Annotated in this window: 22 protein-coding genes; all 22 read left to right on the forward strand. The window is 28.3% G+C overall.

Annotated features, from left to right (window positions below):
* Window positions 1-24 precede the first annotated feature (24 nt).
* The 22 genes from K8M07_RS00550 to K8M07_RS00655 all read left to right on the forward strand — a co-directional run bounded on the left by K8M07_RS00550 (window position 25) and on the right by K8M07_RS00655 (window position 14594).
* The gene (locus tag K8M07_RS00550; RefSeq protein ID WP_223375842.1) at window positions 25-579 is read left to right on the forward strand and encodes a shikimate kinase; all 555 of its coding nucleotides are present in this window, start codon (window positions 25-27) and stop codon (window positions 577-579) included.
* 85 nt (window positions 580-664) lie between these two features.
* Complete coding sequence (efp, locus tag K8M07_RS00555; RefSeq protein ID WP_223375843.1) at window positions 665-1222, forward strand: elongation factor P; 558 nt, start codon at window positions 665-667, stop codon at window positions 1220-1222.
* A gap of 38 nt (window positions 1223-1260) precedes the next feature.
* Window positions 1261-1605: a CD1247 N-terminal domain-containing protein gene (locus tag K8M07_RS00560; protein ID WP_223375844.1), complete on the forward strand. Its 345-nt coding sequence runs from the start codon at window positions 1261-1263 to the stop codon at window positions 1603-1605.
* A 117-nt stretch (window positions 1606-1722) separates the two neighbouring features.
* Window positions 1723-2703 carry a stage III sporulation protein AA gene (gene spoIIIAA / locus K8M07_RS00565; protein ID WP_223375845.1) on the forward strand — a complete coding sequence of 327 codons (981 nt, stop codon included), beginning with the start codon at window positions 1723-1725 and terminating at the stop codon, window positions 2701-2703.
* Between the two features lie 14 nt (window positions 2704-2717).
* Window positions 2718-3242, forward strand: a complete 525-nt coding sequence (gene spoIIIAB, locus K8M07_RS00570; protein ID WP_223375846.1) for a stage III sporulation protein SpoIIIAB — start codon at window positions 2718-2720, stop codon at window positions 3240-3242.
* A 13-nt stretch (window positions 3243-3255) separates the two neighbouring features.
* Window positions 3256-3453, forward strand: coding sequence for a stage III sporulation protein AC (gene spoIIIAC / locus K8M07_RS00575; RefSeq protein WP_223375847.1), 198 nt, complete (start codon window positions 3256-3258; stop codon window positions 3451-3453).
* 15 nt (window positions 3454-3468) lie between these two features.
* Window positions 3469-3858, forward strand: coding sequence for a stage III sporulation protein AD (spoIIIAD, locus tag K8M07_RS00580; RefSeq protein WP_223375848.1), 390 nt, complete (start codon window positions 3469-3471; stop codon window positions 3856-3858).
* Window positions 3859-3871: 13 nt separating this feature from the next.
* A complete protein-coding gene (gene spoIIIAE, locus K8M07_RS00585) occupies window positions 3872-5059 on the forward strand; it encodes a stage III sporulation protein AE (protein ID WP_223375849.1) in 1188 nt (395 codons plus the stop codon).
* 10 nt (window positions 5060-5069) lie between these two features.
* A complete protein-coding gene (spoIIIAF, locus tag K8M07_RS00590; RefSeq protein ID WP_223375850.1) occupies window positions 5070-5708 on the forward strand; it encodes a stage III sporulation protein AF in 639 nt (212 codons plus the stop codon).
* On the forward strand, window positions 5701-6279 hold the full coding sequence (locus tag K8M07_RS00595; protein ID WP_223375851.1) for a sporulation stage III protein AG: 579 nt from the start codon (window positions 5701-5703) through the stop codon (window positions 6277-6279). Before spoIIIAF ends, K8M07_RS00595 begins: the two co-directional genes overlap by 8 nt.
* A gap of 10 nt (window positions 6280-6289) precedes the next feature.
* Entirely contained in the window at window positions 6290-6952 is a 663-nt protein-coding gene (locus K8M07_RS00600) for a SpoIIIAH-like family protein (RefSeq protein ID WP_223375852.1), read from the forward strand.
* A gap of 73 nt (window positions 6953-7025) precedes the next feature.
* Window positions 7026-7424: an Asp23/Gls24 family envelope stress response protein gene (locus K8M07_RS00605; protein WP_223375853.1), complete on the forward strand. Its 399-nt coding sequence runs from the start codon at window positions 7026-7028 to the stop codon at window positions 7422-7424.
* 58 nt (window positions 7425-7482) lie between these two features.
* Complete coding sequence (gene amaP, locus K8M07_RS00610) at window positions 7483-8031, forward strand: alkaline shock response membrane anchor protein AmaP (RefSeq protein WP_223375854.1); 549 nt, start codon at window positions 7483-7485, stop codon at window positions 8029-8031.
* A 17-nt stretch (window positions 8032-8048) separates the two neighbouring features.
* Entirely contained in the window at window positions 8049-8279 is a 231-nt protein-coding gene (locus K8M07_RS00615) for a DUF2273 domain-containing protein (protein WP_223375855.1), read from the forward strand.
* A gap of 52 nt (window positions 8280-8331) precedes the next feature.
* Entirely contained in the window at window positions 8332-8742 is a 411-nt protein-coding gene (gene nusB / locus K8M07_RS00620) for a transcription antitermination factor NusB (protein WP_223375856.1), read from the forward strand.
* A complete protein-coding gene (locus K8M07_RS00625; protein WP_223375857.1) occupies window positions 8735-9685 on the forward strand; it encodes a hypothetical protein in 951 nt (316 codons plus the stop codon). Before nusB ends, K8M07_RS00625 begins: the two co-directional genes overlap by 8 nt.
* A gap of 20 nt (window positions 9686-9705) precedes the next feature.
* Complete coding sequence (gene xseA, locus K8M07_RS00630; RefSeq protein WP_223375858.1) at window positions 9706-10929, forward strand: exodeoxyribonuclease VII large subunit; 1224 nt, start codon at window positions 9706-9708, stop codon at window positions 10927-10929.
* Complete coding sequence (xseB, locus tag K8M07_RS00635) at window positions 10919-11149, forward strand: exodeoxyribonuclease VII small subunit (RefSeq protein WP_223375859.1); 231 nt, start codon at window positions 10919-10921, stop codon at window positions 11147-11149. The genes xseA and xseB overlap by 11 nt, the downstream gene beginning before the upstream one ends.
* Before the next feature lie 4 nt (window positions 11150-11153).
* Window positions 11154-12023 (forward strand): polyprenyl synthetase family protein, encoded by an 870-nt coding sequence (locus K8M07_RS00640; protein WP_223375860.1) that lies wholly within the window; start codon window positions 11154-11156, stop codon window positions 12021-12023.
* A gap of 677 nt (window positions 12024-12700) precedes the next feature.
* Entirely contained in the window at window positions 12701-13297 is a 597-nt protein-coding gene (locus K8M07_RS00645) for a hypothetical protein (protein WP_223375861.1), read from the forward strand.
* 25 nt (window positions 13298-13322) lie between these two features.
* The gene (locus tag K8M07_RS00650) at window positions 13323-14129 is read left to right on the forward strand and encodes a TlyA family RNA methyltransferase (protein ID WP_223375862.1); all 807 of its coding nucleotides are present in this window, start codon (window positions 13323-13325) and stop codon (window positions 14127-14129) included.
* A gap of 12 nt (window positions 14130-14141) precedes the next feature.
* Window positions 14142-14594: an arginine repressor gene (locus K8M07_RS00655; RefSeq protein ID WP_223375863.1), complete on the forward strand. Its 453-nt coding sequence runs from the start codon at window positions 14142-14144 to the stop codon at window positions 14592-14594.
* Window positions 14595-14604: the final 10 nt, after the last annotated feature.

The raw sequence follows: 14604 nt of genomic DNA on the forward strand, positions 1-14604 counted from the left end.
AAGTAGTAGGAGATTGCCCTCATAATGAAACAGTATATTAGTAATAAAAATATTATTTTAATTGGAATGAGTGGAGTTGGAAAAACTACAGTTGGAAATTATGTTTCAAAAAAGTTAAATATGAGATTTATTGATACAGATAATCAAATAATATTAAATACTGGAAAAGCTATTGAAGATATATTTAATGAATATGGTGAAGAATATTTTAGAGTTTTAGAAAATCAAATAATAAACAATGTATCTATTTACAAGAGGACAGTTATCTCAACAGGAGGAGGAGTTGTATTAGATAAAGCAAATATTTATTCTTTAAAGAACAATGGAATTATATTTTTACTTAAGGCTAGCATAGATACTATATTCAATAATTTAAAATCAAATCAGCTATCTAGTGATCGCAGACCACTTTTAAAAGGTGATTCCAATTTAAGAAATAAGATTAAGGAATTATATAAAAAAAGAGAAAAACTGTATTTTTCCAATGCTGACTACATTATTGATGTAAATAATAAATCAATTAATGAAGTAGGGGATGAAATTATTTATATCTTTAATAATCTTTACTCTTGTAGTTAGTATCAATGATTGATATAATTAAATAGAAAAATAGAGATATATGATCATATAAAGTAACGCGTAATAATTTTTAGGAGGTAGTAATATGATTTCAGCAGGAGAATTCAGAAAAGGAATTACTTTTGAAATGGATGGAGATGTATATCAAATTATAGATTTTCAGCATGTGAAGCCTGGGAAAGGATCAGCATTTGTTAGGGCTAAGATAAAAAATGTAATGACTGGTTCTATAAAAGATACAACTTTTAATCCTAGCGATAGATTCCCTAAAGCTAGAATTGAAACTAAGGAGATGCAATATTTGTACAATGATGGACAACTTTATTATTTTATGGATAATGAAACGTATGAACAATTGCCTTTAGAAAAAGATCAGGTAGAAAAAGCAATTGTTTATATTAAAGAGAATGATAATGCTATTATTCGTTTTTATGAAGGAAAGCCTTTTGAAGTTGTAGCTCCTAATTTTGTGGAACTTGTTGTTGAACATACAGATCCAGGTGTTAAAGGTGATACGGCTACCGGAGCAACAAAACCTGCTACACTTGAAACCGGAGCAGTTGTGGATGTTCCTTTGTTTATAAATACAGGAGATAAAATAAAGATAGATACAAGAACAGAAGAGTATTTATCAAGAGTTTAGGAAATAATAAAACATATAAACTTATAGGAGGGATAAAAATGGACTATCTTTATCAAAAAGTATCTTATCTAAGAGGTTTAGCTGAAGGACTTAAAATTGATGGAGAATCAAAAGAAGGAAAGCTATTGTTACATATAGTAGACACTATGGAAGATTTTACGGATGCTATAGATGAACTAGCAGAGAACTATCAGGATTTAGAACAATATGTAAATTATATTGATGAAGATTTAACAGATGTGGAAGACGAATTATATGATTTAGATTATAGTGACTACTATACTGATGAAGAATTCGATGATTTTGACGATATAGATTTATATGATAACGATATAAATACTAATTCAGAAGAAGATGATTTTGAAGAATTTGATGAAGAGTAATTTAAGATAGCATAATAGGATTTAAATATTAAAAACTTAAAACCGATGTCGGTTTTAAGTTTTTTTTTGCATATTATTTAAGCTTGTTCATATTTATATATAAAGGAGGGACATGTTATGGATGAAAATCAAATAGGAATATATGAAAATGTATTAGAATATATTAGTTTAGAATTAAGTCGGAGTTTAAAAAAGATACCTAATAGATATAAAGCACATGTTGAAGAGATAAGACTTAGAATTGGACTTCCTCTTAATATATATTGTATGGGCTCAGATTATTTTGTTACTCCTGAAGGCTCATTAACTGGTGATAGAGTTAAAGCTAAAATAGTTAGAAAACAAGATATGCTAAAGACTTTTCAATTAATTAGTAACTATTCTGTTTATGCATTTGAAGAGGAGATAAGAAATGGTTTCATTACTTTAAAAGGAGGTCATAGGGTTGGTATAGGAGGAAAGGTGTTGTATGGTGCTAATGGAATAGAAACTATTAGAAATATTTCTTCTCTTAATATTCGTATTGCAAGAGAAAAGCTAGGAGTTTCTGATAATTTAATTAAATATATTGTGGATATTCCAAGAACAACTATCCATAACACATTAATTATTTCTCCTCCACAATGTGGGAAAACGACAATATTAAGAGATATAGTAAGAAATTTAAGCAATGGTTTGGAAATTTTTAATAATAAAGGTTTAAAAGTAGGAGTTATTGATGAAAGATCAGAGTTAGCAGGTATGTATAATGGGATGGCTCAGCATGATGTTGGATTGCGGACTGATATTTTAGATGGATGTACTAAAAAAGATGGAACAATCATGTTGTTGAGAGCTATGTCGCCGAATATTATTGCTATGGATGAGATAGGAAGTATAAATGATGTTGAAGCTATACATGAAAGCCTTAAAGCTGGAGTAAAGATAATTGCTACTGTTCATGGTAGTTCAATTGAGGATTTAATATCTAAAAGAAGTTTAAGTATGTTAATAGATGAAAAAATATTTGAGAGATATATTTTTTTAGATAATTCTAAAGGGATAGGTACAGTAAGAGATGTTATAGAAGGTAATTCATTTACAACTATTATAAAATAGAAAGAAGTGATTTTATGGAAGTATTAAGGATAATAGGGGGATTATTAATAATACTTTCAACTACCTCGATAGGTTTTTATTATGGAAACAGATTTTCTAATAGATTGGAAAACTTAATATACATAGAACAATGCATTAAAATTCTTGAAACAGAAATTGTATATGGCGCAGTTCCATTACCAGATGCACTAACTAATGTTTATTATAAAGGGAATAAAAAAGTATCTTTTATCTTTGAAGAAATGAAGAAACATTTGCTTAACAACAAGGATGAAGATATTTTTCAAAGTTTTACTTATGTATCGGATCTATTAAAATGTAAATTAAATTTTAAAGAAGAAGATATAGAAATGTTTTTATCTTTAGGAAGAATGTTGGGTTCTTCTGATAGGCAAGATCAAGAAAAGAATTTCAAGCTGATATTAAAACAGATCGCAGTCTTTCAAAATGAAGCAAAATTGGAACGAGATAAAAATGAGAAAATGTATAAAAACTTAGGGATACTTACTGGATTTGCTATTGTAATAATACTGTTATAGAGGAGAGAAGTTTATGAATATTGATTTGATATTTAGAATAGCGAGTATTGGTATATTATTAGGGGTACTTCATACTGTTTTAGTTAAGGCAGGAAAAGAAGAATTCGCTTATATTACTACACTAGTGGGAGTAGTAATAGTTTTTGGAATGGTAATAGGACTTATATCAAGATTATTTGATGATATAAAGAATTTATTTCAACTTTATTAGACGGGAAGGGATCTTATGGAAGTAATACAGATTGTTAGTATAGGAATTGTAGCCACAGTTTTAGTAGTTTTACTTCGGCAGTCTAACAGAAATGAATTTGCCTTATTAGTTAGCTTAATTACAGGAATAGTAATATTTACTATAATATTAGATAAAATTGAATATGTAGTTGAGACTTTAAATAACCTGTCTAGAAATACAAATATTGAATTTACCTATTTTTCAACAATTTTGAAGATTATAGGAATTGCATATATAGTTGAATTTGGAGCTCAAATATCAAGAGATGCTGGAGAGAATGCAATAGCTTCAAAGATTGAATTAGGCGGTAAAGTAATAATAATGGTATTAGCAATGCCTATACTTCTAGCATTGATGAATTTAATAATAAAAATACTTCCTTAAAAGGTGGATAGGAATGATAAGAAACAAAAGTATACTATTAATAACAATATTATTTATTCTGTTATCTTCATACTATTCTTTTTCAGAAGGAACAGTCCAAGATGACACCGAAACATCGGAAGAATTTATTGAAAAACAATTAAAAAGTTTAAATGTTGAAGAGTTGGAATCAGTGTTAGATGATATGCTTAAAGATAAGAAATATCATTTTAACATTGATATAAAAGAAGTAATTCTATCAATTATCAAAGGGGAAACTTCCTTTGATATCAAATTTTTAGTAAACGAAGCAATTAAATCTTTTTTTAATGAAATATTAGATAATCTGGTATTAATTTCGCAAATTTTAGTAATAACAATAACTTGCACTGTTTTATCCAATTTACAAAGTAGTTTTGAAAAAGATACTGTAGCACAACTGGCTCATTATGCATGTTATATGATATTGTCCATGTTAATAATAAACAGTTTCACATTAGCATTTGATCTAGGAAAAGACACAGTCACTCAAATGGTTAACTTCATGCAAATAATATTACCTTTATTATTGGCTTTGCTAACAGCAGTAGGTGCATCTGGTACAAGATTAATCTTTCATCCCATAGTAGTAGGAGCAGTGAATATAATAGGCATTTTAATTAAAAATTTGGTGTTTCCATTAATCTTTTTTACTTTTATCATTGGGATAATAAGCAATATTTCACAAAAAGTACAATTTACCAAATTATCAGAATTAATGCGGCAAATAGTTATTGTCATTATTAGTGCATCTTTTACTGTATTCATTGGGATAATTACTATCTATGGTATGGGTGCTAATATTGACGGTGTTACTATTAGGACAGCTAAATTTGCAGTCGACAGTTTCATACCTATAATAGGAAAATTCTTATCGGATGCAGTAGAAGTGGTAGTGGGCAGTTCAGCTATACTAAAAAATGGTATAGGGATGATTGGACTAATAGTTTTGTTTTTAATTTGCTTAACCCCGGCTATTAAAATAATGGTACTCATATTTGTTTATAAGATTGCTGCAGCTCTTTTACAACCAATAGCATCTACTAACATATTTACGTGTTTTAGTGAAGTGTCAAAGGCGCTTTTATTAGTACTAGTTGGAATACTTTCAGTAGCTACAATGTTTTTTATAACGATAACAGTTATAGTCGAAGCTGGAAATACAGCATTAATGTTTAGGTAGGTGAAATAATTTGAAAATAGTTGAATTTTTAAGAAATTGGGTTAAAGATATTGCTATTATATTTGTTTTAGTTTCAATTATTGAGATTGTTGTTCCTAATAATAATTTAAAAAAATATGTAAATATGGTTATTGGATTTTTAATAATAATTGCTATAATATCACCTTTTGTAAATTTAATAAATGAGAATTATAGTTTTGACAAAGAAGTTTTCAAAGAAATTGTAAATGGAATTGAGGTTCAAAATGACAGCAACCTAAATTTGACATCAATGCAAGAAAAGCAGATTAAGGATGTTTACATGGAGAAAGTTAAAGAAGATATTAAAAATGAAATAAGCGAATCGTCAGACTATGAAGTCAAGAATATATATATATCAATATACGAAGATGAAGAGAATTATGGAAACATTAAAGAAATAGAGTTGATATTGGAAGATGATATTAAAGAGAAGGAGCAACAAGACACCATAAATGTTATAAAGATTGAAGAGATAAAAATGAGAAGTACACAATTGGATACAATGGAATTAGAAGAATTTGAAGAAGATGAAGAGGTAAAAAATATAATTTCTGAAAAATATAATGTATCCAAAGAAAATATAAGAGTATTTTTAAATACAGAGGGGGAAGGTGAAGTGGATGGATAAATATATAAATAAAATTAAAGAATATTTACAAAAGCTTGATAATAAGGAATTGATGAGAAATTTATTCATAATATTAATTATTGGAATCATACTATTTATATTAGCTGATACTTTTTTCCAAGATGAAGAACAAGTTACTAAATTGAATGAAGATAATATAACAAAGAATTCTGGTGAATATGAAACAGATTATAGTTATATCTTAGAGAAGAAGTTAGAAAGTATATTAAGTCAGCTGAAAGGGGTGGGAACAGTACAAGTTATGATAACTTTAGAAGATACGACAGAAAAAGTTCCAGCATTCAATACTACTAAAAATAATGAAACTACTAAAGAACTAGATTCTCAAGGAGGGACTAGAGAAATTGTTAGAGAGGATACGACTATTCAAATAGTAACAGAGGGTGAAGGTTCACCAATAGTACTGAAAGAAATAAAGCCAACTATTAAAGGTATTATAGTTATAGCAGAAGGAGCTGAGAATTTAGAAGTAAAAGAAATGTTATATGAGGCTGTTAAAACAGTTTTAGGTATATCAGGGAATAAGGTTGAAGTGTATATTAGTAAATAGGAGGGATATAATGTTTACTGTTAAGAAACCAGCAATAATAGTTATGCTGATAGTGTTATTGGTTTTTACTGGTTATTTAAACCTCAATTTGACTAAGCAAGCATCATCAAGAGTTTCAAATGACTATCAAAAATATGAGGAAATGGAATTGGCTAAAGAAAATCAAATTAAAGACGATGATTTAGTGGCAACAATATCGGAAGGCGAGGAAACAGAAGAACCTGAAGTATCAGATTCTGAAACGTCTGAAGGCATTGACGAACTAATTACAAGTACAGAAGAAAATATTCAAGAAACTATTGGCAATGAAGATAGTATGATGTCGAAAAATTATTTCGTTGAACAGAGATTATCTAGGGATAAATTAAGAGCAGGATTAATTGATAGATTAAATGAAATTGTAAATAATGATAATAGTAGCCAAGAAATGATAACTGAAGCTCAGCAGGAGATAGTAGAAATTGGAAATGTTTCTGAGAAAGAACTATCAATAGAAGGACTGATAAAAGCTAAGGGATTTGAAGAAGTGATAGTATTTATTACGGAAAATAATGCAAAAGTTGTTGTAGGAACAGAAGAACTTACTGAGCAAGATGTAGCTAAAATTTTAAATATTGTGGTAAGTGAAACTGGCTTAGATGCATCAAATGTGAAAATAATGAAAAAAAGTTAGAATTGTTTTGTAAAAAACTTAGCCCTTTGATATAATAACTCTATAGACTTTCAGATAGTAGGAGGTGTCAAAAGTGACTGATATTTCAGGCGGAGAAAAGGGAAAGTATGGCACAGTAAAAATTGCAAATGAAGTTGTATCTATAATTGCTGGTCTAGCTGCCACTGAAGTAGAAGGTGTTACTGGGATGAGTGGTGGTCTTACTGGTGATATTACTGAAATGTTAGGTATGAAAAACCTATCTAAAGGTGTAAAAGTTGAAGTTGGAGAAAAGGAAACAGCCATAGATATATTTATTGTTGTAGACTATGGCACTAAAATATCTGAAGTAGCAATAAATGTACAAGAGAATGTTAAAAATAAAGTTGAGACAATGACTGGTTTAAATGTGGTTGAAGTTAATATTAACGTACAAGGAGTTAATATTCCAAAAGAAGAACCTGTAGTTGAAGAAGAACCAAGAGTAAAATAGTATATTTACCCTCTGGAGACAGAGGGTAAATTTAAATATTTTGAGAGGTGGACTAGTTATGAGTATTTTTAATAGGATAATATTGCTTATTTTTTCCCTGTTAGTAGGAATAATCTCGATTATTATGATGATCTTTCCATTTAAGCAAATATCATTTTTATCGGTTAACAATTTGACTTATTATTTAGAGCTTATAAAAGGGAATTATTTGTTATCTGTAATTGGATTAATTATATTAGTATTAAGCATAAAAATGTTGCTGTTAAGTATAAAATTTGATAATAAAGAAAAAAATTTAACTTATCTAATTAAAATGACAGACCACGGTGAGATTAAAATTTCATCAAATACTGTCTCCGGATTAGTGCAATATATAGCTGATAAATTTACTGGAATAAGAAATATAAATACAAAGGTTAATATAGTAGAAGGACAACTATTTATTAATTTAAAGGGAGATGTAACACCAGAAATAAATATCCCTGAAATGACCAATGATTTACAAGCGAAAGTTAAAGAACATGTACAAAATTGTACTGGCGTTAAGGTAACAAACATAGAAGTAATAATAAGTAATACAATTACACCTGTAAGGAATATTAAATAACTGTCGAGGTGTTTAAATTGATAAAAGAGATATTATATAAATTGTCTGAATATATAAAAACAAATAGAGGAAAATCAATAGGAATAATTCTAGGTTTTTTGATTGCAATATTAATACTTTTAATAGGGTTTTTAAAAACTATTTTTATTATGTTATGTGTATGTGTGGGATATTATATTGGAGATAAAATTGATAATAATGAAAATTTAAAAGATGTATTGAATAAAATATTTATGATAAACAAATAGTTTTAATATAACAAAAGTATATATAATATATAAATAAATAGGGAGGACACAGATGGGTAGAAAATATGCAAGAGAATCTTCAATGAAGCTATTGTATCAAATGGAAATTAATTCAGACTTTTCAAATGGTACAATTAGTCAATTTTTCGAAAATAATAGTTTTAATGAAAGTGAAAGGGAATATATTGAAGGTTCTATATACACTATAATTGATAATTTAAAGGATATAGATTCTAATATAAAAGATAATATTTCAGGATGGAAATTGCATAGACTTGCTAGAGTGGATTTGTGTATTCTTAGAATTGCAATTTATGAAATAATTTTTAGGGATGATATACCTGTTGAGGTTTCTATAAATGAAGCTATAGAAATATCAAAAAAGTATAGTACTGATGAATCTTCAAAATTTATCAATGGTGTTTTAGGCGGTTTTGTTAGGAGCAGAGATAAAGATGAGTAATAAATATTTTGTTGGGATAGATACTTCTGCATATACAACTTCTATAGGTGTAATAGATGAAAAAGACAATATAATAGTAGATTTGAGAGAATTATTAAAAGTAAAAAAAGGTAGTAAAGGACTGAGACAACAAGAGGCTATTTTTCAACACATGAAGAATTTACCTATTTTAATTGAAAATATGGTGACTCAGATTGATGTTTCTAAAATAGACACGATTGCATGTAGCAGTAAACCTAGAAATATTAAATGCTCATATATGCCTGTTTTTACAGTTGGTAGAGAACAGGCTTTTATTATATCTAAAATTTTGGATGTGAGATATAAAGAGTATAGCCACCAACAAGGACATATTGTATCAGGAATTATGAATAATAAATTAAAAGAGTACGGTAAATTTTTAAGTTTTCATATTTCAGGTGGGACATCAGAATTTTTATTGGTTAACAATAAAAAAAATGGTATAAAAAATGAAATAATAGGAGGAACTTTAGATATAAGTATAGGACAGCTAATAGATAGAATTGGTATTGAACTAGACCTTTCATTTCCATCTGGTAGAAAAATGGATGAAATATCTCAAAAGGGTAAAATAATAGATCTTAATATTCCAATAAGTATTAAGGATAACACATGGTTTAATCTATCTGGAATGGAAAACTATTTTAAAAATCTTATCAATAATCATTTATATAATATTGAAGATATATTAGCAACATTATTTTATACCATTAGTTTATTTTTATATACATCTATTATAAATGGATGTGCAAAATATGAGGTAGAAAATGTTTTACTAACTGGAGGAGTGTCAGCTAATAAAATTATTAGACAATGTTTAAGAGATAAATTTAATAAAAGTAAGGAATTTGTATTCTTTCCAAAGATAGAGCTATGCACTGATAATGGAATTGGAATAGCGTATTTAGGAAAAGAAAAATAAATTTTTTGTAGGTGGTAAATATGAAGTCAAAACCGTTAAAAGTAAGCGAAGTTAATCAATATATAAGGAGAGTACTGGCTGGAGATTGGCTTCTTTCTAATATCAAGGTAGAAGGAGAAATTTCTAACTTTAAACATCATTATAGTGGGCACATGTATTTTTCATTAAAGGATGATAGAGGAAAAATAAAATGTGTTATGTTCAAAAATTATAATGAACAAGCAGAATTTGAATTGAAAGATGGAGTTAAAGTTTTAGTTACAGGATATATATCTATTTATGAAAAAGAAGGAAATTATCAATTATATGTAAAACGTATTGAGGAAAGTGGTGATGGAGAACTTTTTGCAGCTTTTCAAAAATTAAAAAGAAAATTAGAAGAGGAAGGTTTATTTGATTTTTCAAATAAGAAGGAATTACCGTTTCTACCAAAAAAAATAGGTGTAGTAACATCTTCTACAGGAGCAGCTATTAGAGATATAATAACTGTTATAAAAAGAAGATATCCGATATCTGATATATTAATATATCCAGCATTAGTACAAGGAAGACAAGCTCCTGAGACAATATGTGAAGGATTGAGATATTTAGATGATATAGAAGATATTGATGTTATTATTACTGGCAGAGGTGGAGGTTCTATAGAAGAACTTTTTGCCTTTAACAATGAATCTGTAGCAAGAACAATATATAATATGAAAAAGCCTGTAGTATCTGCAGTAGGTCATGAAACAGATTTTACTATTGCTGATTTCATTGCAGATTTAAGAGCACCAACTCCTTCTGCAGCTGCAGAAATGGTTACACCAGAACTTGAAAAGCTAACGATGGATTTAAACGAAAAGTTTAATAGATTAATTAAGTCTTTGAATCATATCATAAATGATTCTAATATAAAGTTAAACTACATTTATAACAACTTAAGCTTTCATAATCCTATTAATCAATTGAAGGAGAAGGCTCAAGAACAGGACGTTTTATTAAGAAATCTTATTGATTTAATGAAAACAAAAATAAAATCAAATAAAATTAAAATTGATAATATATTAAATGGACTTGATTATTTAAATCCTATTTCTTCTTTGAATAGAGGGTATGGAATTATATCTGATTTGGATGGTAACATCATTACTAAAGTTGATGATTTGTCTGTAAATGAAGAGCTGAACATATTAATTAAAGATGGTATTATAAAAGTAAAAGTAGTTAATATTAATAAAGGAGAGTTTCATTATGAAGATTAAAGATTTATCCTATGAAGAAGCTATTGAAGAATTAGAACAAATACTGGAAGATTTACAAAATGAAGATTTGTCATTAGATAATTCTTTAGAAAAATTCAAACAAGGAGTTGCTCTTTATAATTATTGCAATGAAATATTAAAAAATGCTGAAGGAGAAATAAAAATATTGCTTAAAGATAAAGATGGAATTTTTGAAGAAGATTTTAATATGGAGGTATGATTAAATGCGATTAGAAGAGGAAATCCAATCTACTGTTAAAGTTATTGAATATGAGTTGAGTAATCTATTTGAGAATGAAACAGGATATCAAAAAAAGATATTTGAATCCATAAATTATAGTTTATTTACGGGGGGAAAGCGATTAAGACCAATATTATTTCTTAAAACCTGTGAGGCATTTAATAATGACTATAAAAAATTTCTTCCTTTTGCATGTGCTATAGAAATGATACATACTTATTCATTAATACATGACGATCTACCTTCAATGGATGATGATGATTTTCGTAGAGGCAAATTAACTAATCATAAGGTTTATGGAGAATCTATTGCAATTTTAACAGGAGATGGACTATTAAATTTAGCTTTTGAAACGATGACAGATTTTATACTAAAAAACTCAAAAACAATTGAGGATTACAAAAAAAACATACGGGCAATGAATGAAATAAGTAATTTTTCTGGTGTATTTGGGATGATTGGAGGACAGGTTGTAGATCTTCTATCTAATGATATATATATGGATGAGGACAAACTACTATTTATGTATAAATGCAAAACTGCAGCATTAATTCAAGCCTCAGTAGTTTCTGGTGCTATTCTTGGCGATGGACTTAACGATGATATAGAGAGAATGAGAAATTTTGGATTATATCTTGGGTTAGCTTATCAGATAAGAGATGATATATTAGATGAGAAAAAAGATAAAGAGATTAAAAAAGTTACGTATTTAAACTTTAAAGATGTTAATCAAGCAAAGATAGATGTGAAAAATTTAAGTCAAAGAGCTATAGAAATTTTAGATTATTATGAGGATAAAGACATGGAATTTTTAAAATTATTAACTAAGAATTTGATTGATAGAAGTTATTAAAATATTGAATAAAGATTATTATTATGCTATAATTACCATAGCATAAGTGGTACAGTATTCTAGTCAATACAACTAATTCTGAGGGCGGGGCTAAAAATCCGTCGAAGGGCATATCGATGAAGTTCTTTGCAATGGCCCGCGACGCCCAGTCGAGGGTTGTTGCAGGGAGTAAGAAAGATGGGGCGATCTGCAATGGCATGCAGGCGTTGACCCTGCTTTCGTGGAGACTTACTATCTGAAAAAATATAGTAAGATAAACCTGTATGTGAATAGGCATATAATGTAGCCTGCCTTGAGTGGTTTTGGCGGATGATAAGTTCAACTATTGTTATTTAGGGCCCGTATAATAATAGTTTTGTTATCGAAATCAAAATTGCAAAAGAGGCTAAGGATTAGGTTGATTGTAGAGGAAAACTCCTAGACTGTTCTTGAAAGAAGTATATTGAGGATTACAGTGCGGGCTAAGTGGTAATCCAGTTCTATTAATGGCGACATTATAGTAATAAAATTAAAGGGAAACCGCTGTTATGGTGACATGCAGTTTTTATTAGGGAAATCCTGCTGGACCTAAAGCCGTAAGATTTACTCAATATATTGCCACTTAAAAGCTGGTAGCATAATGCTATCAGCTTTTTATATATAAGAAGTAGTATTTAAGTATGGAGGGTAAAGTTAAATTGAATAAAAAAGAAGTTCCTAGTTTTTCTAAAAAATATAATTTAAGATGGGTAATAGTAATAACTATATGGACATTTATTATGGCTGTAGTTTTTAATATAGTCAGTGAAAGTTTGGTAGATAATCTGGACGTATTATTTTCATTTATAATATTATCTATTATTATATTTATAGGCGTTTTTTTTGATATTGTTGGTATTGCAGTTACTGCTGCTGAAGAAAAGCCATTTCATTCTATGGCAGCTAACAAAGTAGAAGAATCAAAATATGCTATAAGATTAATTAGAAATGCAGAAAAGGTATCTAATTTTTGTAATGATGTAATTGGTGATATAAGTGGAATAATAAGTGGAGCGGTAGCTACTAGTGTAATTTATAAAATAATAAAAATATATGATATAAAAAATGGAATTATACTGAGCATAATAATAACTTCTCTAGTGGCTGCGCTTACGGTAGGAGGTAAAGCCTTTGGCAAGTCAGTAGCTATTTTGTATTCAAATAATATAATTTTTAAGGTTGCATTGGTTTTGAATTTTTGGAAAAAGAGATTTAAATTAGACCTATTGCCTAATAAGAAGAATAATAGAAATTGATTTAATAAGTATGAGGTGAGATTGTATGGAGAGAAAAAGAGCAGATGTTTTATTATATGAAAGGGGATTGATGGAATCAAGAGAAAAAGCAAAAAGGGTTATTATGGAAGGGATAGTTTTTATTGGAGATAAAAGAATTGATAAACCAGGAGAAAAAATAGATATAAATTGTGAATTTAATATAAAAGAAAATCCTAATACTTATGTTGGTAGAGGTGGATTAAAATTAGAAAAGGCCATTAATGTTTTTAATATAGACTTGGAAGATAAGATTACTATAGATATAGGAGCTTCAACAGGTGGATTTACCGATTGTATGTTAAAAAGTGGAGCGAGTAAGGTGTATGCTATTGATGTAGGATATGGACAATTGGATTGGAAGCTTAGGAATGATCCTAGAGTTATCGTAAAAGAACGAACAAATATTAGATATGTGACTAAAGATGATATTGATGACATAATTGACTTTATTTCAATAGATGTCTCTTTTATTTCGCTAAAATTGGTATTACCTATTGCAAAGGAACTAATTGATAGTAAAGGTTATATAATGGCTCTTATTAAACCTCAGTTTGAAGCAGGAAAAGAAAAGGTAGGAAAAAAAGGAATAGTTAAAGATAAGAAAATTCATATTGAAGTTATTAAAAACATTGTTAAGTTTTGCAGTACAATTAATTTAAATGTAATCGATTTAGGATTTTCACCTATTACAGGGACTACAGGTAATATTGAATATTTATCATTGATGTCCTTGAATAAGAAAGATAAAGTTATAGATGACAATAAAATTTGTAAAGTAATTAACAGTGCTCATGAATCTTTATATTCTTGATGGGAGGAAAAGATGAAAAAATTTACAAGACAAAAAATGATATTAGATTTAATGGAAAATTATGAAATTGAAACACAAGAGGAACTATTAAATCTTTTATTAGAAAGAGATATAAATATAACACAAGCTACAATATCCAGAGATATTAAAGAGTTAAGATTAGTAAAAGTATTAGTCTCTGAGGGAAAATATAAATATGCAACTATAGATTCTCAGCATAAAATGATTAATCAGAGATTAATTGAAATTCTCAAAGCTTCGGTTATAACCGTAGAGAAAGCAGAAAATTTGATAGTGATAAGAACGATTCCTGAGACTGCACAAGTTTGTGCATCAACAATTGAAAAGTATAAAATTGAAGGTGTAATTGGCACTATTTCAGGAAATGATACGATATTTGTTGCTATTAAAGAGGTGAATATGATAGATTCTATTTTAGAGAGCATTGTGAAATTACTCAAATAATTTGGGGGTA

The sequence above is a fragment of the Schnuerera sp. xch1 genome (assembly GCF_019931165.1).
In the GTDB taxonomy this organism is placed as follows: Bacteria; Bacillota; Clostridia; order Tissierellales; family Tepidimicrobiaceae; genus JAIOUP01.

What these genes read in the sequence shown, in the direction of transcription:
- K8M07_RS00640 (WP_223375860.1), top strand. Translation starts at nt 11,154, where the DNA reads ATGCGATTAGAAGAGGAAATCCAATCTACTGTTAAAGTTATTGAATAT.
- spoIIIAB (WP_223375846.1), top strand. Translation starts at nt 2,718, where the DNA reads ATGGAAGTATTAAGGATAATAGGGGGATTATTAATAATACTTTCAACT.
- amaP (WP_223375854.1), top strand. Translation starts at nt 7,483, where the DNA reads ATGAGTATTTTTAATAGGATAATATTGCTTATTTTTTCCCTGTTAGTA.
- spoIIIAA (WP_223375845.1), top strand. Translation starts at nt 1,723, where the DNA reads ATGGATGAAAATCAAATAGGAATATATGAAAATGTATTAGAATATATT.
- spoIIIAE (WP_223375849.1), top strand. Translation starts at nt 3,872, where the DNA reads ATGATAAGAAACAAAAGTATACTATTAATAACAATATTATTTATTCTG.
- xseA (WP_223375858.1), top strand. Translation starts at nt 9,706, where the DNA reads ATGAAGTCAAAACCGTTAAAAGTAAGCGAAGTTAATCAATATATAAGG.
- spoIIIAC (WP_223375847.1), top strand. Translation starts at nt 3,256, where the DNA reads ATGAATATTGATTTGATATTTAGAATAGCGAGTATTGGTATATTATTA.
- efp (WP_223375843.1), top strand. Translation starts at nt 665, where the DNA reads ATGATTTCAGCAGGAGAATTCAGAAAAGGAATTACTTTTGAAATGGAT.
- xseB (WP_223375859.1), top strand. Translation starts at nt 10,919, where the DNA reads ATGAAGATTAAAGATTTATCCTATGAAGAAGCTATTGAAGAATTAGAA.
- K8M07_RS00650 (WP_223375862.1), top strand. Translation starts at nt 13,323, where the DNA reads ATGGAGAGAAAAAGAGCAGATGTTTTATTATATGAAAGGGGATTGATG.
- K8M07_RS00655 (WP_223375863.1), top strand. Translation starts at nt 14,142, where the DNA reads ATGAAAAAATTTACAAGACAAAAAATGATATTAGATTTAATGGAAAAT.
- nusB (WP_223375856.1), top strand. Translation starts at nt 8,332, where the DNA reads ATGGGTAGAAAATATGCAAGAGAATCTTCAATGAAGCTATTGTATCAA.
- K8M07_RS00595 (WP_223375851.1), top strand. Translation starts at nt 5,701, where the DNA reads ATGGATAAATATATAAATAAAATTAAAGAATATTTACAAAAGCTTGAT.
- spoIIIAD (WP_223375848.1), top strand. Translation starts at nt 3,469, where the DNA reads ATGGAAGTAATACAGATTGTTAGTATAGGAATTGTAGCCACAGTTTTA.
- K8M07_RS00600 (WP_223375852.1), top strand. Translation starts at nt 6,290, where the DNA reads ATGTTTACTGTTAAGAAACCAGCAATAATAGTTATGCTGATAGTGTTA.
- K8M07_RS00550 (WP_223375842.1), top strand. Translation starts at nt 25, where the DNA reads ATGAAACAGTATATTAGTAATAAAAATATTATTTTAATTGGAATGAGT.
- K8M07_RS00625 (WP_223375857.1), top strand. Translation starts at nt 8,735, where the DNA reads ATGAGTAATAAATATTTTGTTGGGATAGATACTTCTGCATATACAACT.
- K8M07_RS00560 (WP_223375844.1), top strand. Translation starts at nt 1,261, where the DNA reads ATGGACTATCTTTATCAAAAAGTATCTTATCTAAGAGGTTTAGCTGAA.